The organism is Acetobacter pomorum, from assembly GCF_002738225.1.
GTDB lineage: Bacteria > Pseudomonadota > Alphaproteobacteria > Acetobacterales > Acetobacteraceae > Acetobacter > Acetobacter pomorum.
The window spans coordinates 1-18,168 of record NZ_PEBQ01000180.1; the positions used below are offsets into that span (position 1 = coordinate 1).

General features: G+C 55.1%; 19 protein-coding genes. 2 read left to right on the plus strand and 17 right to left on the minus strand.

The features are described from left to right. The 5 genes from CSR02_RS14335 to CSR02_RS14355 all read right to left on the minus strand — a co-directional run. On the minus strand, nucleotides 1-1,295 hold a 1,295-nt coding region (locus CSR02_RS14335), incomplete at its 3' end, for a type I restriction endonuclease (protein WP_143225610.1). A gap of 31 nt (nucleotides 1,296-1,326) precedes the next feature. Beyond that, on the minus strand, nucleotides 1,327-2,496 hold the full coding sequence (locus tag CSR02_RS14340; RefSeq protein ID WP_099542112.1) for a restriction endonuclease subunit S: 1,170 nt from the start codon (nucleotides 2,494-2,496) through the stop codon (nucleotides 1,327-1,329). Next, entirely contained in the window at nucleotides 2,486-4,012 is a 1,527-nt protein-coding gene (locus CSR02_RS14345) for a type I restriction-modification system subunit M (protein WP_099542113.1), read from the minus strand. Before CSR02_RS14345 ends, CSR02_RS14340 begins: the two co-directional genes overlap by 11 nt. Nucleotides 4,013-4,047: 35 nt before the next feature. After that, nucleotides 4,048-4,329, minus strand: a complete 282-nt coding sequence (locus tag CSR02_RS17105) for a hypothetical protein (protein ID WP_244177028.1) — start codon at nucleotides 4,327-4,329, stop codon at nucleotides 4,048-4,050. Between the two features lie 101 nt (nucleotides 4,330-4,430). Beyond that, entirely contained in the window at nucleotides 4,431-4,895 is a 465-nt protein-coding gene (locus tag CSR02_RS14355; protein WP_099542114.1) for a hypothetical protein, read from the minus strand. Between the two features lie 665 nt (nucleotides 4,896-5,560). On the opposite strand from CSR02_RS14355, the gene CSR02_RS14365 reads away from it, so the two are divergent. Further along, nucleotides 5,561-5,836 carry a hypothetical protein gene (locus tag CSR02_RS14365; RefSeq protein ID WP_244177030.1) on the plus strand — a complete coding sequence of 92 codons (276 nt, stop codon included), beginning with the start codon at nucleotides 5,561-5,563 and terminating at the stop codon, nucleotides 5,834-5,836. A gap of 35 nt (nucleotides 5,837-5,871) precedes the next feature. Here the strand turns inward: CSR02_RS14365 and CSR02_RS14370 are convergent, their stop codons facing one another. The 9 genes from CSR02_RS14370 to CSR02_RS14415 all read right to left on the minus strand — a co-directional run bounded on the left by CSR02_RS14370 (nucleotide 5,872) and on the right by CSR02_RS14415 (nucleotide 14,120). After that, on the minus strand, nucleotides 5,872-6,258 hold the full coding sequence (locus tag CSR02_RS14370; RefSeq protein ID WP_003631194.1) for a type II toxin-antitoxin system PemK/MazF family toxin: 387 nt from the start codon (nucleotides 6,256-6,258) through the stop codon (nucleotides 5,872-5,874). Then, nucleotides 6,248-6,484 (minus strand): BrnA antitoxin family protein, encoded by a 237-nt coding sequence (locus CSR02_RS14375; RefSeq protein ID WP_228142526.1) that lies wholly within the window; start codon nucleotides 6,482-6,484, stop codon nucleotides 6,248-6,250. The genes CSR02_RS14370 and CSR02_RS14375 overlap by 11 nt, the downstream gene beginning before the upstream one ends. A 201-nt stretch (nucleotides 6,485-6,685) precedes the next feature. After that, a complete protein-coding gene (locus CSR02_RS14380) occupies nucleotides 6,686-7,246 on the minus strand; it encodes a recombinase family protein (RefSeq protein WP_061499492.1) in 561 nt (186 codons plus the stop codon). A gap of 213 nt (nucleotides 7,247-7,459) precedes the next feature. Continuing rightward, the gene (locus CSR02_RS14385; RefSeq protein WP_099542118.1) at nucleotides 7,460-7,786 is read right to left on the minus strand and encodes a ribbon-helix-helix domain-containing protein; all 327 of its coding nucleotides are present in this window, start codon (nucleotides 7,784-7,786) and stop codon (nucleotides 7,460-7,462) included. Beyond that, nucleotides 7,783-8,418, minus strand: a complete 636-nt coding sequence (locus CSR02_RS14390; protein ID WP_099542119.1) for a ParA family protein — start codon at nucleotides 8,416-8,418, stop codon at nucleotides 7,783-7,785. Before CSR02_RS14390 ends, CSR02_RS14385 begins: the two co-directional genes overlap by 4 nt. Nucleotides 8,419-8,770: 352 nt before the next feature. Next, the gene (locus tag CSR02_RS14395) at nucleotides 8,771-9,268 is read right to left on the minus strand and encodes a helix-turn-helix domain-containing protein (RefSeq protein ID WP_099542125.1); all 498 of its coding nucleotides are present in this window, start codon (nucleotides 9,266-9,268) and stop codon (nucleotides 8,771-8,773) included. 238 nt (nucleotides 9,269-9,506) lie between these two features. Further along, the gene (locus tag CSR02_RS14400) at nucleotides 9,507-9,806 is read right to left on the minus strand and encodes a helix-turn-helix domain-containing protein (protein ID WP_019089443.1); all 300 of its coding nucleotides are present in this window, start codon (nucleotides 9,804-9,806) and stop codon (nucleotides 9,507-9,509) included. A 645-nt stretch (nucleotides 9,807-10,451) separates the two neighbouring features. Then, nucleotides 10,452-11,144 (minus strand): DUF4238 domain-containing protein, encoded by a 693-nt coding sequence (locus tag CSR02_RS14410; RefSeq protein WP_099542121.1) that lies wholly within the window; start codon nucleotides 11,142-11,144, stop codon nucleotides 10,452-10,454. Between the two features lie 84 nt (nucleotides 11,145-11,228). Continuing rightward, complete coding sequence (locus CSR02_RS14415) at nucleotides 11,229-14,120, minus strand: Tn3 family transposase (protein WP_099542122.1); 2,892 nt, start codon at nucleotides 14,118-14,120, stop codon at nucleotides 11,229-11,231. A gap of 125 nt (nucleotides 14,121-14,245) precedes the next feature. On the opposite strand from CSR02_RS14415, the gene CSR02_RS14420 reads away from it, so the two are divergent. Beyond that, nucleotides 14,246-14,860 carry a recombinase family protein gene (locus CSR02_RS14420; protein WP_010512305.1) on the plus strand — a complete coding sequence of 205 codons (615 nt, stop codon included), beginning with the start codon at nucleotides 14,246-14,248 and terminating at the stop codon, nucleotides 14,858-14,860. Here CSR02_RS14420 and CSR02_RS14425 read toward each other — a convergent pair. From CSR02_RS14425 to CSR02_RS14435, 3 genes are all read right to left on the minus strand, one after another. Further along, nucleotides 14,847-15,311, minus strand: coding sequence for a DUF4238 domain-containing protein (locus CSR02_RS14425; RefSeq protein ID WP_099542123.1), 465 nt, complete (start codon nucleotides 15,309-15,311; stop codon nucleotides 14,847-14,849). The genes CSR02_RS14420 and CSR02_RS14425 overlap by 14 nt on opposite strands. A gap of 548 nt (nucleotides 15,312-15,859) precedes the next feature. Continuing rightward, the gene (locus CSR02_RS14430) at nucleotides 15,860-16,597 is read right to left on the minus strand and encodes a M48 family metallopeptidase (RefSeq protein WP_099542124.1); all 738 of its coding nucleotides are present in this window, start codon (nucleotides 16,595-16,597) and stop codon (nucleotides 15,860-15,862) included. 2 nt (nucleotides 16,598-16,599) lie between these two features. Then, the coding region (locus CSR02_RS14435) for a type I restriction enzyme subunit R domain-containing protein (RefSeq protein ID WP_408736572.1) at nucleotides 16,600-18,168 on the minus strand (1,569 nt) is incomplete at its 5' end.

Sequence of the window (18,168 nt, forward strand, 5' to 3'; positions counted from 1 at the left end):
TGGAACTTGTTGATGAGCGAGAAGATGATGCGTTCCTGCCCGTGCCCGATCTGCTGCGCCAGACGGCGGCCAGAGGTCGCCAGCGCGTCTGCCTTGTCCTTCTTGTCCGCCAGTTCACCACCGGTGGAGAAGGTGGTGCTCAACTGGCGTTCCAGATCCTTGCGGTCTGTCACGACAATGATGCGACATTGCTTGAGGTCATCATCCAGAATGAGCGCCCGGCTGAGGAACACCATGGTGAAGGACTTGCCAGACCCCGTAGTGTGCCAGACCACGCCACCTTCACGCCCGCCATCGCTGCGGCGGGACTTGATGCGTTCCAAAAGGCGCTTGATGCCAAAGACCTGCTGATAGCGGGCCACGATCTTGCCCGCTTTACGGTCGACCAGCGTGAAGTATCGCGTCATGTCCAGCAGGCGCTGGGGCGAGAGCAGGCCAATCAGCAGCCGGTCCTGATCCGAGACATGCAGCGGACGGGAGGCCCAGTCTTCGAACCATATCCGGGCTGGGGGTTTTCGATCGACAAACAGCACATCTTTCTGTGCACCAGAAAGCGGCGTGTTCTTGAGCGCCTCCATCTGGCTTTCGGGAATGTCCTCTTCCTTCCAGCTTGCCCAGAACTTTTTGGGTGTGCCGCAGGTGCCGTAGCGCCCGTCATGCCCGGTGATGGACAGCAGAAGCTGGCTGTAGGCAAAAAGCTGAGGGATTTCATCCTTGTTCTGGTTGCGAATACTCTGGGAAATCCCGGCCTCCACGGTCGGGCCTTTGCCCGGCTGGCCATCGGGACGCTTGGCCTCGATCACGGCCAATGGAATACCGTTGACGAAGCAGACGATGTCCGGCCTGCGGGTCTGCGTCAGATCCGTACGCAGAACGCTGTATTCTTCGGTGAAGGTAAAGCTGTTGTTCTGTGGGTTCTGCCAGTCGATCAGCGCGATGGTCGGGTTGGCCTTGTGCCCGTTGATGAACTCGGTAATGGCGATGCCGAACAGCAGATGCGTGGTCATCTTCTCGTTGGCGTCCCGCAGACCGGAGACAAAATCCGGATGCGTGACGTGGGAGACCAGCGCATCAATGCCCTGATCGGACAGGGCGTGTCCCTGTCCTTCAAACGTAAAGCGGCGTTTTTTCAGTTCCGCCCGTAGGAGGGTGTCCAGCACCACGGCGCTCTGCTTGCCGCTTCGCAAAGCCAACGCTTCGGATGGGGGCAGGAACCGCCAGCCGAGGGTGATGAGTAGGGCCAGTGCGGGCAGTTTGGCGCTGTATTCTTCCTGAAATTTGGGGGCAGAAACCATGATGTTCAAATATCCTGTAAGCTGAAATACCTTAATCGACCTTCACGCGGCGCTTGCCCGTGAGAAGCTGCTGCATCAGAGCTTTCTTCTCCTGACGCAGGCGCGATAAGTCGGATTCAATCGCTGCGATTTCTTCGTCTGTTGTGCTCAGGACAGCAGCAATGGCTTTCTGCTCGGGGAGAGAAGGAAGCTGTATCGTTAGCTTCTTAATGTCATCACCGTTTACAGCCTCAAATGTACTGCCTTGAGCCAATCTGTCCCAACGATCTTCGATACTCAAAAAATACTGATAAGCAAATTCTTGAGAGTTGCCTTTTTTGACTCGAATGCTGCTGATGCCTCGGCCAATGCAAGCATGATGAACAGCTATGGATACTGTTCCAACAGGAGCACGAACGCTCAAGAGAATGTCACCTACATTGCATTCTTTGGTGATTTCAGATGTAAAAATACGAGGGTATGAAAATCGATTTTTAATATCCGCATTACCCTGCAGTAGAGGTAATCCTTTTCCTGTCTCATTGTAAAATTCTGATTTGGGAGATGAACCCATGACAATGTGACAGCAGTCAGAAAGACGATGCTGTTTCCACTCCCCCGTGAACCCCGGCAGGCGTTTTTTGCCTGTGAGGAGTTGCTGCATGAGGGCTTTTTTCTGCTGCTGGCTGTTGGCCAGAAGCTTCTCTGTCCCCTCAATCGCACGATCCCACGTCGAGAGGATCGCCGCGATCTTCTTCTGCTCAGGGAGGGGGGGGGTAAGAATTTCTAAGGGTTTGAGTGTCTGAAGGTTGATATTTTTTTGTGCATTTTGGGGAGCATAATTTTCAAGAGTCGTTTTTTGAGCGCCGAGGAAAATTCTTAGCCAATATGTATCGGCTTTGTTTTTCTTAGCAATAATACCAACCAAACTGTCTGGGCAGGCAAGATCAAATGACGCAATTGCTGTGTCACCAATATTTGCAGCTATCGTCATCAAAATCGTTCCTTTTGGAAATATTCTGCTGACGGATAAGCCCTCTTTGTTGAGGGTCTGAGAATAATTTTTTACATAGATAGAAGCATTCGTAACGTCTCCAGTTTGTACGAATGGAATGTTACCGCCAAAAAATTTTGGATCATTTCTTGGGCGTGCAGAAAATTTCCCCCGCTCAACTGTAGCTAGATCTTCTAGTCGGCATAAATCCCACCCCTCAGGAAGCATAACCGAGCTCCTTCAGATAAGCGTCCATCTGCGCTTCCAGCTTTGCCAACTCCGCCTTGATCTCCGCCCGTTCCTTGCGCACGGCGTTCAGGTCGATTTCTGCTTCTTCCTCAAATGTGTCGACATAACGCGGAATGTTCAGGTTGTAGTCGTTCTCCCTGATCTCGTCCGACGTGGCGAGGTGGGCGTATTTGTCCACGTCCTTGCGGGCGCGGTAGGTGTCCACAATCTTCGTGATGTTCTCTTCGGTCAGTACGTTCTGGTTCTTGCCCGCTTTGAACTCGCGGCTGGCGTCAATGAACAGCACGTCCTTCGTCTTGCGGTCCTTACGGAAGATCAGAATGGCGGCTGGAATCCCCGTGCCGAAGAACAGCTTTTCCGGCAGACCGATCACGGCGTCCAGCAGGTTTTCCTCAATCAGCTTCTGACGGATTTTCCCTTCCGAACTGCCCCGGAACAGCACGCCATGCGGCACCACCACGCCCATGCGGCCAGTGCGGTCTTTCAGGGTGGCAATCATGTGCAGAATAAAGGCGTAATCGCCCTTCGTCTTGGGCGGCACACCACGGGCAAAGCGGTGATGCACGTCTTCCGCTGCGTCTTCATGGCCCCATTTATCAAGGCTGAAGGGCGGGTTGGCGGTCACCACGTCAAAGCGCATCAGATGATTCTTGTCATCCAGCAGCTTGGGGCTGCGGATGGTATCGCCCCATTCAATGCGGTGGTTGTCCTCGCCATGCAGGAACATGTTCATCTTGGCAAAGGACCAGGTCGAGCCAATGGCTTCCTGCCCATACAGGGCGTAATCCTTGCTGCCCGCGTGGTTCTGCGTCACCTGCTGGCCGCATTTCATGAGCAAGGAGGCCGAACCACAGGCCGGGTCACAGATCTTATCGCCCGGCTGCGGGTCCAGCAGACGGGCCAGCAGTTCACTGACTTCCGGCGGGGTGTAGAACTCGCCTGCTTTTTGCCCACCGCTGGCGGCAAAATTCTTGATCAGGAATTCATAGCCATTGCCGATCACGTCGAGATTGCCCACGCGGGAAGGGCGCAGGTTCAGGTCCGGCTTGTGAAAATCTTCCAGAAGATGGCGCAGGATGGTGTTCTTCTGCTTCTCATCGCCCAGCTTGTCGGAGTTGAAGCTGATGTCCTGGAAGACGCTCTTGCCTGCGTCCTTCAGCTTGGTGCCGTTGGCTTCTTCAATGGCGTGCAGGGCCTTGTCGATCCGCTCACCATTGCCGGGGGCGTTGCGCTCTTGATAGAGCGTATAGAAATCAGCCCCTTTGGGCAGAACAAAGCGTTCCTGCGCCATCATGGCTTCGATCAGGTCGGGATTGTCGCCGTATTCTTTCTTGTAGCCCTCATAATGGTCCTGCCACACATCGGAGATGTATTTCAGGAACAGCATGGTCAGCACGTAATCCCGGTAGGTGTCAGGGCTGACGGTGCCACGAAAGGTATCGCAGGCGTTCCAGAGCGCCTTGTTAATCGTGTCTTGTGAAATCTGCTCGGTCACGAACTCAAATCCTGTTTCAATATCTGCAAGAAATATCAGTCCGCCAGAAGGTCTCTGGCAAGTCCGGTCATGATCTGCTGGTTGGCTTGGCGCAGGCGTTGCAGAATATCTGCTTCGCGCCGTATGGCGCTGGCCAGATGCCTTGAAACAACCCCGGACGAATTCCTGCGAGGTATCAAATCTGACACGCAGACAGAGCCGCCCCCTTCTCCTGTCAGCCCCTCTGCCGTAAGATAAGACAGGTTACCTTTCTTAGAGAGCAGAGAAAGGGTCGAAGCAGATCCCGCCTTATGGCGGGATTTGTTTATCTTTCCCACGCTGCCAGCTACCATACGAGGATAACCCGACGCCTTCTGAGCCGTTCAGAAGACATATTCTCAACCGTTTGAGCAGCGTTATTCATGGGGCAGACCCGTGGCTATTTCCCATTTCGATACTTGGCGAACCTGTCGTCTTCCTCCCAATCGAGGACTGGAGTTTTGACATTGAGAGCAGCGCGAAGACGCTGCAGCCCGGTTGGGTTTTCCGGGAGGACGTTTTCGTGGCTGACTTCTGGTTTGTCTGCGGCTCGTTCGACATGCTTTTTCGGTTTCTTCATAGGGGTCGTCAGGATCGCTGGTTCAGGTGCTACAGACTGGGCTGGTTGGACAGATAGCCCTGCTAGCTGCGCCTTTTTTATCTGCTCTTTTTTGGCCCGTTTTCGTGCCCGATAGAGCAGATTGACGAAGGTGGCTTTGGTGACCGTCACACCATGTTTTGCACAGAACCATTCCCACACATGCTCTCGTGAGAGCCCACCGTACTGCTGACTTTCGATCTCTTTCAAAGAGGTCCGCACAAGTCCCGAAAGTGTACAACCTGTTTTGTTTTGGGATTTTGACACGACTGACGTTCTCCGGTGCTGATCTTTTCCACCTAATAAAATGCTTTGCCACCTGTCCAGCTAATTTGCTTCTTTTTTGGTGGCAAATTGGTGTTTTTCTGCTTCCTGCCCCACTCCCAATATTCTTATGGTTTCTTTCCGCTTCTTTTTTGCTTCTTTTCTAGAATTTTTTCTAGTTCATAATGCTTCTTTTCTGGTTGCAAACTGGTGTTTTTCTGGTTGTTTTTTGGTGGTTTTCGCTTTTTTCGGGTCTGCTCGCTCACGCTCGCTGCAAGAGGACGCTGTTTTCTGCATAAATGGGTGTGGGAAAGGTCTTTTTTCTGCCCTGTTCTGACGGTTTTTGCTCCTTAATCTGGCTATACACATAACGCAGTTCTCCGAACTGCATAACTCATTGAAAACAAAAGGTTTTTTGTTTTCATTCGTTTTTTTTGATAAACGTATGTTAAACATTATTCGTTATTTTTGGCTGTTTTCAGCGATTGTGTGTTAAACATTTCGTTTTACAAGGGGGTAAAATGGTTATCAAAACCAAGTTTGTAGGCATCAGATTCACAGAGGAAGAAGTCGAATGGCTCCAAGCTGTTGCACCCAATGGGAATGTATCAGGATACATTCGGGACACAGTTTTGAGACTGTCCAAGAGTGACCGGAAATTGGTCAACATGGACGATAAGCTGGTCGAACTTGGTCAGGATATGAGGCAGGTGTCTGACATTCTGGCTGACCTGGAGCGGAAGGTTTCTGGCAAGCCCGCTGCGGCAGGAGAGACCGGCTCACAGGAACCCGGTGGCATCCCCGAAGAACTGGTTGGCATGGTGTTGGAGACGCTTTTGATGATGCGTTCATTCTGTCCGCCTCAAGAGCGAAAAATGGCTCAAGCAGACGTGGAGCAAACTGGTCTGCCAGTTTGGAGGAAGGCAAATTTGCGGAACCGGTGAGCATGTCAGGCAAGAGGAAAGACAGCTACGTCGATTTAACCATCAGCTCCAACCAACAAAGCAATCTGACGTCTGATTGTGAATAATTGATCAGGACGTACCTTGCTTCCGGTTATGCGGAGACGATGCTTGGATGTGGTTGTCAGCAAAGCGCTAATTGCCCAACATGACTTGGAACAGCCGTTATCAGCGCTCGGATCAATCCGAACCGCCAGATCGGGAATAACGAGGTTCTCGTCGTCGGTTAGGGGAACAAGCATGACGTTCGGCCATTCAGGCGGAAATAATTCATCTTCAACAACAACAGCAGGTCGGAGTTTGTTCGGCTCTTTTGGCAAGGCATCACCCCGCCAATCTGCAAGAACAATCTCGCCAGGAGCGAAAACTCTCCCGCTGGCGACAACCGACCGATCACGCACCATGGGTTCCGCCGGTCTCTTCAAAAAGTTCCTGGGCAGAAGGTGTTGCCGCAACGTAGCGGGCAACCCGTGCACTGTCTCTGCGAATACGATCGCGGCGCGCGCGCTTTGCTCCTGTTTCCAGGAGATCACGGACAAGCTGACTCAAAGGAATACCGCTCGCTGCTGCTTCCTGTTCAAGATTGAGACGTAGACGTTCATCTAGCCGGATTGAAAGCGGAGATGCCATAGCTTCCTCCATACAAATTGTATGCTGATTTTGTAGCACAATTATGTATTCAACCACAACAAGACACACTCTGAGATCAAGCCTATCTCCCCCCGAACATGCAATTTTTAACAGATCGTGGCTTCCAGATATGCTTTACGGACGTTCTGCATGTCTTGTGGCGTGAACCCGGCGGTATGGCAGGCAATGGTGGCCTGAGCCTCAGGCAGCCTTGAGATACGCATAAAGCGTTTCCCGACTTATTCCCAAGTCACGAGCAATCCGGGCTTTGGGCTCATGGGCAGAAACGCGGGCCTTTAGTTCCGTGATCTGTTCCGGTGACAGGGATTTCCTGCGTCCGGGTAGCTTTCCCCTGGCTCTGGCAGCCTGTTGCCCTTCGCGCTGGCGTTCCTTGATTAAAGACCGCTCGAATTGAGCGAAAGACCCCATCACTTGCAGGATCATCGTCTGCATGGGCGAAGCGTTCCCCTCGAACGTCAGGGCTTCTTTGATAAACCGAACACCTACGCCACGGGCTGTGAGTGTCTCCACAAGATGCAATAGGTCTTGAAGATCACGCGCGAGCCGGTCGATGCTGTGGCAGAGTATGGTGTCACCTTCCCTTACATAACGAAGCATCTCGGTGAGGGCCGGTCTGTTCCGCGTGCCGCCGGAGCATTTGTCCGTGAAGATCTTATCCACCTTCACCCCATCGAACCTCTGCCGGTCGGTGTTTTGATCTACCGATGAAACCCGAACGTATGCGATGGTCTGCCCGGTCATGTTGAAACACTCCCTTATGTGTAATGAAACCTCTAAAAAATATCCTGACAATGTGTAAATGAATTATTTTTTTATGTTTTCCTGACACTCAAAAATCCCGGTTCTCTGCCACCCGGTCATCTGTCCGGAAAAGTATGCTCGCCTGACAGTCGGCTTAACACCCATTCACCCGAAAACTTGAACGGGTGAAACACTGACCAGCTTGTAAGGTGTTCACCCTCTCGGCTTACGTCTGGTTTTCCAACGGGTAAGAGGTTCTTGTCCGTTATCCTTCAAGATCACGTCCAGCCCATCCATGACTAACGCCTGAATGGTGGTGTCATGCTCAACAGCAAGCTGTTTCAGTCGCTTGTGGTCATGCGGCAAGAGATAGACCGTCATATTTACCGCCTTGTCTTTGACATATGCCCCCGGTTTATCCTGTGGCGGCTGTGTAGGCGCTTGCTCATGAAAGGCTGCTACTTTCTGACCACTGGCGGGCTTGGCCTCTATATCGTCCAGATCAAGGCCAATGGAACCAAGGGAAGGCCGCTTGTTCATGCGTGGTAATCTCCTAACAAGGCCATGAGGTTATTATAGACGGTGGCAATTTCTTCTCTGACAGTCTTGTCAGTCTCGAACCCAGATTGCCCCGCACCGGCTGCCCTATAGTAACCCACGCGAATGACGGTGCGACCTATGACCGGCGCTCTGGCGGAAAGTAATTCGGTCGCCTCCACTGCATCAGGGCTACGCTTGTTGGTGATCTGGCTAATCACGAACGCCATAGTCACAACACCGCGCAGCTGACGAATGACCGGCCCCACCGCGTCCAGATCGTCCGGCGTAGGCTTGGTGGGTATCACGGCCATATCTGCCTTGCTGGCAATCTTCCGCAAAGCGTCATGGGTGCTTGGCGGCGTGTCGATCAGGACAAGATCAAACTTACCCCGTAGCTTTTCCGTCATGTCAGGCAGATTTTCGGGTGATAACTGGATTAGTTTAGGGCCAGCGTCTGGCGTGGCTGCCGTCCTTCTGTTCCACCAATTCGTTAGACTACCCTGTGCATCAAGGTCGATGATAGCAACCGATTTTCCTGCATCTAGTGCCGACGTAGCCAGTTCGCGGGTGAGTGTTGTCGCACCTGAACCGCCTTTCAGCTTTGAGATGACCACAATCTTTCCCGTTTTCATGGTTTCGCCTTTTCGGGTGAATGGGTGTTCATGTGTTCAATATCCTGTTGAGCCGGTAGGCGAATAGCAGGCGTGATGTTGGTTTGCCGCTTACGGTAGGCCTACTTCACCTGTCCTGCCCACAATTAACATGATATTCTTACGCCATAAAAAGAGACATACACCTGCAAATTTAGCGCAAACCTTTCGACAATCTCCGACATATGTGCTGCGAACCTTGCAGCAACCTTGAACGAACTTTCGATACATCTGTTCGGACTAAGTAAGGCCGAGTTTATACCCGTGCGGTCTCACATGCTCCCTATTCCTGAGCCATACGGTGCTGGTTTTTGGTGTGTTGGAAGAAGTGAGACTAGGTGCTGCCCCGATATCCTATGCTCTCACACCATCGTATCAGGTCATTATGTGACATTCCGGCGCCTGAAAGCGGTTCTGTATTAAAGAAATTACTCTGAGAATTTAATTCGCTGTCATTTTGGCACTTAGAAAGAAACGCCTGTTTTCTGCGGGCAAGAGCATCTTTAAGCTGTTGTGTGTAATGAGCGGCGGCAGCACGCGCCTGCTCCAATGGCTTGATGATCAGACGATACCGATTAACGCCGTTACAGATGCGCCCAGATACCCTCTGACGTTGCCGCGTCCGTTCGACTACACCCAGCCGGTAAGCAGCCTCTAGCGCCCGTATAACGGTTCTGACAGAGCAACCAGCACGAGATGCAATGCTTTCGTGCGATGGAAAGAGACCACGGTGCCCCTGAAAGCTGGCAAGTGCCTGCAAGACAAGGTGTGTTTTACCTGTGATCTGACGAGATTGTGTGAGTGTCCAAAGAGTAGAAGCGAAAGAGGTCACAACCAAAAAGCCTTTCAAAAAAGGCGAGGCTTCCTCTCTCCTGCTGATCTAAGGCTTGAAACCGGCTTCGGTTATCCTTACAATATCAGCATTGGACGCAACGGGTGCTTTCCTCACCTTTTGCATCAAGTCCACCTCGCCGGCGCAATCAGCGAGTTTTTGAAGGGGTCGCCTGCCAGGGCGGCCCTTTCATCATTTCAGGCACTATGTATCTGTGAAGATGCGTTTGCAAGGGCCATCATGCGCCAACAAGCACACGCTCCACCGCCTGCGGTTCTTTGTCGATAAGCATCAGCAACGTGCGGGCAGCCTTTTCTGGCGTCCGGCGCTTCTGCTCCCAGTCACGCACAGCGGCGGCACTAAAACCATATCGCGCAGCAAAACGCACTTGGCTAAGCCCCGTTCGCTTCCGAATATCAGCAACATTGATTTCAGGAGGCGTCCAGATACGACCGGGCTTCACAGTTCCTTCGGCAATACCTACAGCCTGCTCCATGGAGGTAAGTAGTTCATCGGCAATATTCATTTGCTCTGCCATGTTAAGTTCCTCCTTGATCTGATTTCTTTATGCGTTCAGCCATAGAAGCCATGGCTTTCTTCTGGTCTGGCGTAAGATCGTCCTGTTCATTCTTGCCGTAGATCAACAGGGCATAAACATGCCGGTTTTCACGACATGAGCTGAGAGGGCTATCGATCATATCGAATGGGGCTTCGTCTAACATTTTTATTGAAAACGGACATTCCGCTACCGCCTCAACGCAGACATCAAAGTGGTGATGGCGGTCGCCCGAAAGCCGACATTGTCAGGCGAACCGCGATAGACAGAGTTTGGGACAAACCGGCCGTTCCGAGGCTGTGCCTCGAATGGCCGCTATATCCACGACATCCGACATAGAGAAAGTGTCGTCCGCTCCATGGGAATGTGCAAGGCTGGCCGAATGCGGTCCTGGGCTATCGGTGGTCGAGAGTGGAAACGGACGTCCGCACCGCTTAGATGTCATCTCAGTTTGACCAAGACGACCTTGGCGTCCTACCAAAAATTTGGTGTTCGAAGCGTCTGGAGAGCACGCCCGAGACAGAGCCTTTAATGATCGGTAACGGGCGAGTGCAGTTCGAGGCCCAGAAGCTGAACGACGAGAGCCTCCTGTCGAGTTTGAGCCGTCAAGGGTAAGGGCACCCACGTTCAGCCTGTTGTCGCCGAGTTTGTGCCCGCCCGTTCTCGTAGGATTCGGCGCAAAAACTGAGGCGGCATGGTGCGGACGTAAAACTCCTCTTGCGGAATTACCCCGGTGTTCAATGCGGCGGTCATCCGATGAACGTGGAGGGCCCAGTCAGGATCTCGCAACGGCAACCTGCCTACGTTCACGAGAGGCGGCGGGGACATGCGATTCCGAAACAGAGGCATCTTAAGGGCCCGGCTTGGCCGCTGCGTCTGCACATTGATGACCTTCGCCCGCTTGGTTCCTTCGAGCCGGACCTCGTCCTCCCAGACCGACACCCGCTCATTCCCACGAAGTTCTGAAAGTCGATCGTAATCCGGCGTCCAGCGCGGCGGATCGTCGCCGGGCCTGAAGTAGATGTTGTCCAGCGCGTTGGCCCATTGGAACTCGTTGAGGGCCATCACGATGCTCGCCGAGGGCAGCTTAACGACGTTACTGGCCGGTTTACCCAGCGAATAGGCTTTTTCGTCGTACAAGACGACTGCGTACTCGGGCGAGATGGGCATGACAAACTGCAGGCCGAGATTCGCCAAGCCAAGAACCGAGACGTCCGCGCCGCTGTAGAGCCCGTTGTGCTTGACGGCCGGGTGGTCGCCCAAAACAAAGGGCGTCGAGCTCACATTGTGGAGAAGCTTGATCTTCAGATCGAGAATCACAGGAGTTCCCAGGACCGCTGGCCGGAGCGCCTCCGCGGCGGGCTCGGTGAGTTCAAGGGGTCGTTTGCGGGAGGGGGCGAAATCCTACGCTAAGGATTTAGGCCAGCGATATTCGCCGGTGAGGTTGATGTGTTCCCATCCCAGCGGTGAGACATGGGCGAGGAGATCAGGCGGGATGATGATGCCGTCCACGGCGCGTCTGTCCACGACCTCCCCGAGTTTCATGGTGTTCCAGAAGATGATGATGGCGGCGAGCAGGTTCATGCCGGCAATACGATAGTGCTGCCCTTCGCCTGAGCGGTCGCGTATCTCACCTCGACGATGGAAGCTGATGGCGCGCTTGAGGGCATGATGGGCCTCGCCCTTGTTGAGACCGATCTGAGCCTGGCGCTGGAGACCGGCGTCGAGAATCCAGTCGATCATGAACAGGGTGCGCTCGATGCGACCGATCTCCCGCAATGCGAGGGCCAGCTCATTCTGGCGCGGGTAGGAAGCGAGCTTGCGAAGAATCTGGCTGGGGGCGACGATGCCCGCTGCGATCGTTGCCGTGACGCGCAGGATGTCGGGCCAGTTGCGCTCGATGAGCGGTTCATTGATTTTGCCGCCAACCAGCGCTCGCACATTGGCGGGCGTCGCGTTGGGCGTGAAGGCATAGAGTCTTTTCTGAGAGAGATCTCGGATACGCGGTGCGAACCTGTAGCCGAGCAAGGAGCTGGCGGCGAACACATGATCGGTAAAGCCACCCGTGTCGGCAAAATGCTGGCGGACGCGGCGGCCTGCGTCATTCATGAGCAGCCCATCGAGTATATAAGGTGCCTCGCTGACCGTTGCTGGGATGACCTGGGTAGCGAAGGGTGCATATTGATCGGACACATGGCTGTATCCCTTGAGGCCTGGGACGTTGCCATATTTCGCGTTGATCAGATTCATCGCTTCGCCCTGCTCGGTAGCAAGGAAGAACTGCCCGTCGCTGGATGCGGATTTCCCTTGTCCCCAGAAGGCGGACATAGGCAGAGCGGCATGGGCTTCCACGATCATGGCGAGCGCCCGATCATAGGCGCTGCCTTCGACATGCCAGCGTGCGATCCGCAGCAATTCCCAGAAGCTGTGCGTATTGGTCGCCGCTGCCATCTTGCGTAGACCAAGATTGACGCCTTCCGCCAACAACACGTTCATCAGGCCGATATGGTCGCGGCAAGGCACGCCAGTGCGCAGATGCGTGAAAGCCTCGGAGAATCCGGTTCGCTCATCGACTTCCAGCAACAAATCGGTGATCCTCGTGGACGGGAGCTGTTGATAGAGATCGAGTACGAGATCCTCAGTGCCTTCGGGTGTGTCAGCCTTCAGCTTGTCGATGTGCAGCTTGCCGTTCTCGATGATGCCGCCTGGGATCGTACCGGTTCGCGCCGCGCGGCCAAGCGCCTTCAGTTGTGTATCCAGTCGAGCCCTGCGCTCGGCAAGCCATTCGCCGGGTTGCAGCGGCACAGCGAACCGCGCGGTCTGCTCTATCGCCTGTGGCGGGACCAGGATCTGCTTGAGGTCGCCATAGCGGCGCGATTTTGCCAGCCATATATCGCCGGACCGGAAAGCGTCGCGGATATGGAACAGCACCGCGATTTCCCAAAGTCGGTAGTCGCCGGCGGGCGCAGCGCGAAGATGGCGATGCCATTTGGAGTTGGGACGTAGAAAATCCATAGGAGGATCGGATTTGATCCCGCTCTGTAGCAGCGCGATAGCCGTCAGAAGAGGCTTGGCAATCGGCGCCGCCTGCATGTCGAGCAGGCGCAGCATCCTGGGCGCATAGAGGCGGAAGCGATGATAGCCGTCCAGCACACGGCTGAGCGGGTCGGCAGCGAGCACATTGGTCAACGCAGAGGCCGTGGCGACAAGGGTTCTGAACCGTTCCCAGCCTGGACCGGTGGTGATTATCCCGTCCAGGGATGCGCCATCGTCCTGCGCTCCAAGCAAAGCACCACCGATTTCAGCAAAAGACTTCAGCGTGTCCCGAACGGCCGCCTTTTCGTCGGCGATCTTGGTGCTGCAAAGGCGTTCGGAGACCCGATAGAGACGGCCTACGATGCGATCGTGGGTCTCCACGATGACATCAGCCAGAGATGACCGCCATTCCATGGTGCAGACAGCGAGGATTGCAAGCCGCCTGCCTTCGGGCAGATCGCGCATGCCGTCGGCGTAATAGCGCTCGCCCTGCCGGCGAAGGCGGGTCACACGATGCGCGGGAACGCCGTCCAGCAAATCTGCCGGAAGATCGAACTTGTGGAGATATTCCAGTCGATCCATCAGCCGATTGGCCGCCGCCGAATTTGCGCCAACTTCGAACTGTCGCAGCCATACGAAGCGGGTGATGCGACCATCCACCGTATTCTCTAACAGATGAGCCAAATTCTCGCTCAGGGCTGGTGTTATGCGATGGGCGATACGATCTTCGATCCTGCGTTCGGCCTTGACCAGTGCATCGGCACAAAGGCGCTCAATCGTTGAGAAACCGGGAAGGATTGTGCGGGTGCGGCGACACTCTGCAACGAAGCGACGGGCAAGATCCTCATTCGATGTCGCCGCCTCGGCTTCCCGAGCGATCCAATCGCGCAAATCCCGTGCGCCCCGCCCCGAAAAGGAGCGATAGCCGTAGATCCGGCGTAGGTCCGCCAGATGCTCATGCCGGGTCTCCTCGCGCGCGGCATAGAGGAGTAGATCGTCACGGCTCAGCCCGAGCTGGGCCGCGATGAAATCCGATACCTGTGCCGGGATCAGCTCGCCAGGGGTGAGTACCCGGCCCGGGTAGCGCAGGACGCACAGTTGCAGCGCGAAGCCGAAACGGTTGTGGGCGCGCCGGCGCTGGCGGATATGCCCGAGATCCTCATCGCTAAGGGTATAGTGCCGCAGCAGATCACCTTGATCGACCGGTAAGTGAAACAGCGCCTCGCGCTGTCGATCGGTCAGGGTCACGCGACGCGGCATACATGCTCCTTATTCTTTCCAAGGTAAGGTTTGAGATAGTTTGATTGCGATGCTGGTTAAGATACACAATAGTGCAAGCTTATGTGCTCATGTTCGTCACCGCTTCAAACCAACGTTTAAGAAACATGCTGATCGGATATGCCCGCGTCTCCAAAGCCGATGGTTCCCAATCCCTCGACCTCCAGCACGACGCCCTGCGTGCCGCCGGTATCGAGCCAGGTAATATTTATGATGATCGTGCATCCGGTAGCCGCGATGATCGGCCCGGCTTAGCTGCATGCCTCAAATCCTTGCGCGACGGCGATGTGCTGGTGGTCTGGAAACTCGATCGCCTCGGGCGCTCGCTCGCCCACCTGGTCAACACCGTGAAGGATCTGTCAGACCGCAGGATCGGCCTGCGTGTGCTGACCGGAAAAGGCGCTCAGATCGACACCACGACCGCATCCGGCCGCATGGTGTTCGGTATCTTTGCCACTCTGGCCGAGTTCGAGCGGGATCTGATCCGCGAGCGCACCATGGCTGGCCTTGCCGCAGCCAGAGCGCGCGGACGAAAGGGAGGGCGAAAATTCGCCCTGACCAAAGCACAGGTGCGTCTCGCCCAGGCCGCCATGGCGCAGCGCGACACGTCTGTTTCCGATCTGTGCAAGGAACTCGGGATCGAGCGCGTCACTCTATACAGATATGTCGGACCGAAGGGCGAGCTCAGGGATTATGGGAAGCGCGTTCTCAGCTTAGCGTAGGATTTCGCCCCCTCCCGCAAACGACCCCTTCAATAGTTAGATCGTCGAGTACGGCAAGAAGTTCGGGGTCGGTCAGCGTGTACCGTAGCATCAATTTGCCGACCTTGTTGGCCATCTCGGTAGCCGCGGCGGCGGCCTGTGCCGTCCGCGCCGACTGGATGAGCAGGAAGGTCGCTAACACGTGGTGATCGTCGCTGTATCGCTTCGGGGGTAAGCCGGTCGCGATCATCCGTCGCAGGACAGAGCTGGCACCGCCTTCGATCTGACCCAGAGCGTGCTCGGCCTTTCCGTCGCGGCCGTAGAACCAATCCCGGCAGGCTTGATGCTTGAGGCTCGCTCCTGTGACGATTCTGCCAGAGCGTAAGTTGTAAAGACCAACCGATGAGCCATTGACGGAGAAAAATCGCAGCAGGAACTGTGGCACGAAGTGATGGCTCTTGTTCTGCGGCATCGGATTTGAAATCCCCTTCCAAGCCCATAGCGACGAGCCTGACCGTGTATACAACTTCCGTGTTTTTTGCCAGATCCTGCTGTGACCAGCCGAGCAAAGCGCGGGCTGCGCGACACTGCCCAGGTGGAAATTCGGCTTTTGTCATATAAAATCTACTGGTCAGTGATTTTCTATGATTCAACCGGAGCTCTCGGCGTCGGCCGTCATGGGACTAGTCACTGAGACCGGTTACCAACCCGACCGCAAATCGTCGCGCAACCGCTCGCTCACCGTGCAACCATGACGATAAGTTCTGGCGTTCGTAGTGTCCGTTTTTGGGAACCGGCGAAGTCGCTTTTCATGGATCCGGGTGGGCGTGAAGGGACCGGTCGTGACCGCCGACACTCGGCCGGTTGCTTTTCGAGAGAGTGGACGTTCACGCGAAACGTAACTAATCTCATGGTCTAGGTCGGTAGGCCTCATGAGCATGGGCGTAGGGTGAGGCTGCTTTTGGTTATTGCTCCCCAATAGCCGACATTCAGTTTACCCCCCATTGCAGTCAAAGAGCGCTATTTTTGCAGCATCATTTCTGCCATCCCGTCCAGCCGTGCCTTACGGCGTTCCCAGTCCGGTATCACGCGCTCCAGAAGTGACCAGAAGGCTGGGCCATGATTGTGCTCCTTCAGGTGGCACAGTTCATGCAGGATCACGTAATCAATGCAGTCACGCGGAGCTTTGACCAGATGAGGGTTCAGCGTGATGGTCCCGCCCGGTGAGCAGTTTCCCCATTGGGTCTGCATCACCTGAAGTTTCAGGGCTGGGGACGTGCTGACCCACAATGTTGTTGGGAGAAGAGCGTCCAGACGTGTCCGAAACACGTCCTGCGCCCTCGCGAAATACCAGAGTTCCAGCAGCTTCTGAATCCGTAAGGTATTGCGTTCCTGCACGGAGACCTCCAGCCGTCCGCGCAACATCCGCACCGTCTCTGGCGCATCAGGCTGATGCTGAACTTTCAGGAGATGTCGTCGCCCCAGATAGAAGTGGCTTTCCCCGCTGACATAGGCGCGCGGCGTGGCATGCTCCTGCACCGCCCGGAAGTCCCGTAGTTTCTGCCAGATCCAGCGGGTCTTCTGGTATAGCGCCCTGTCCAGATCCGTCTCTGTTGTACCTTCGGGAACAACCACCTGCACAGTCAGGTCGGGATGCACCTTGATGCGCAATGTCGTGCCGGGGCGGGGACGCGGGATCAGGTTCACGCGGATCTGTTCACCGCCATAGGTCAGAACGCGAGAAGGGGTTTCTTCCATGCTCAGCCGCGCAGGGTATCAGCAGGCCCAGCCCGCATGATCTGAATGACCTGCTCGATGATCTCCTGTGCCTTGTCCACGCCAAAGCCCGCTTTCTGGCCCGTGCTGAATAGAAGTGGCAGCAGTTCTTTCTTGACCGCTTTTTCCATATCCGGGCGGCTGAGCGAGTTCTCCCGCACGGCCTTGTCCACAATGGTGTCGATCTCAAACGCCAGATCAATCCAGCGCTGGTTTTCCTCATCCGTCTGCTTATGGTTGAAGATAGCAGCAAGTGTTTTGAGGAACACGCCATAATAGGCCTGTGCATGCCGGTGCCCGTCAAAAACAGTCGGAATGTTCTCCAGCTTGCGGTTGGCTACCTGTTCCTCAAACTCCTGAAACAGCATGAACTGCTTGAGCGGATGATCAAACAGGCTCTCTGCTTCCGCGATCACCTTGCGCAGCAGGGCCGAGAACGCTTCCTTCGCATAGGGATCATCCTGCATCTCGTGATCGATCATTTTCGTCATACGGGTGCGGATCAGATCGGTCTCATTACGGGTCTTTTCTTCGCTCCAGGTCTCTGGTTCGTTGTCTTCGGGCTTCTGGCCCATCTTGCCGACCGCATAGAGCCCTTCAGACTCATGCACTTTCACTCCCGCCACATGCCGGTCCAGCAGCTTTTTGACCTGTTCGGCATACTGGTCAAAATCGACTTTTTCACCCGTATCCTGCATCACCATCTGGCGCAGACTGGTCAGTTGCTTCAGCGTCTCCTTGTAGGTGGCGCGGTCCTTTTCCGTAAAGCTGGTGTCTTCAAAAAACGCCACGGATTGCAGCGCCACTTTCAGGCAGGCGGCAAACTTCGTCAGCGCTTCATAGAAATCATCCCGGCGCTTGAGGTTCACGTCCACCATCTGGCCGTGCTCCTCCACCATGCGGGGCATGAGCACGGCACGCAGCTGCTGGAGGTCACTCCTGTTCTTCACGCCCTCAAAAATGGCCCAGAGCGCTTTGTGCAGGGCGGGGAGTTCGCGGTATTCCGTGCTCATCTGGCTATACAGCCCGGCAATGTCCTTCGGGTCATACCCGCCGACATTTTCGGCCGCCAGCTCGTCATAGCGGGCAAGCGTGGTGTCCAGCTCTGCCAGAATGCCGCGATAGTCGATCAGCAGGCCGTGCTTCTTCTGGTCATGCAGCCGGTTCACGCGGGCAATGGCCTGAAGCAGATTGTGCTGCTTGAGCGGCTTGTCGATATACAGCACCGCATTCTTTGGTTCATCAAAGCCGGTCAGCAGCTTGTCGACCACGATGATCAACCTGAGGTCCGGGTCCTTCTCGAAGCGCTCGATAACCCCGCGTGTGTAGTCATCCTCGCTCTGGCTGCCGACATTGTTCTTCCACCAGTCCTGAATTTCGGGCTGCTTGCGCTCATCCACTTCCGTATGGCCCTCGCGCGTATCGGGCGGGCTCATGACGATGGCGCTCTCGAACAGACCAACCTCGTCCAGATATCGTTTATAGCGGATGGCGGAGAGCTTGCTGTCACAGGCCAGCATGCCCTTGAGGTCCTTGTCGATATTGTTGTCAAA

Coding starts and splice junctions, on each gene's coding strand:
- CSR02_RS14340 (WP_099542112.1), bottom strand. CDS start 2,496: ATGCTTCCTGAGGGGTGGGATTTATGCCGACTAGAAGATCTAGCTACA.
- CSR02_RS14365 (WP_244177030.1), top strand. CDS start 5,561: ATGGACGATAAGCTGGTCGAACTTGGTCAGGATATGAGGCAGGTGTCT.
- CSR02_RS14370 (WP_003631194.1), bottom strand. CDS start 6,258: ATGGTGCGTGATCGGTCGGTTGTCGCCAGCGGGAGAGTTTTCGCTCCT.
- CSR02_RS14375 (WP_228142526.1), bottom strand. CDS start 6,484: ATGGCATCTCCGCTTTCAATCCGGCTAGATGAACGTCTACGTCTCAAT.
- CSR02_RS14380 (WP_061499492.1), bottom strand. CDS start 7,246: ATGACCGGGCAGACCATCGCATACGTTCGGGTTTCATCGGTAGATCAA.
- CSR02_RS14385 (WP_099542118.1), bottom strand. CDS start 7,786: ATGAACAAGCGGCCTTCCCTTGGTTCCATTGGCCTTGATCTGGACGAT.
- CSR02_RS14390 (WP_099542119.1), bottom strand. CDS start 8,418: ATGAAAACGGGAAAGATTGTGGTCATCTCAAAGCTGAAAGGCGGTTCA.
- CSR02_RS14400 (WP_019089443.1), bottom strand. CDS start 9,806: ATGGCAGAGCAAATGAATATTGCCGATGAACTACTTACCTCCATGGAG.
- CSR02_RS14415 (WP_099542122.1), bottom strand. CDS start 14,120: ATGCCGCGTCGCGTGACCCTGACCGATCGACAGCGCGAGGCGCTGTTT.
- CSR02_RS14420 (WP_010512305.1), top strand. CDS start 14,246: ATGCTGATCGGATATGCCCGCGTCTCCAAAGCCGATGGTTCCCAATCC.
- CSR02_RS14425 (WP_099542123.1), bottom strand. CDS start 15,311: ATGCCGCAGAACAAGAGCCATCACTTCGTGCCACAGTTCCTGCTGCGA.
- CSR02_RS14430 (WP_099542124.1), bottom strand. CDS start 16,597: ATGGAAGAAACCCCTTCTCGCGTTCTGACCTATGGCGGTGAACAGATC.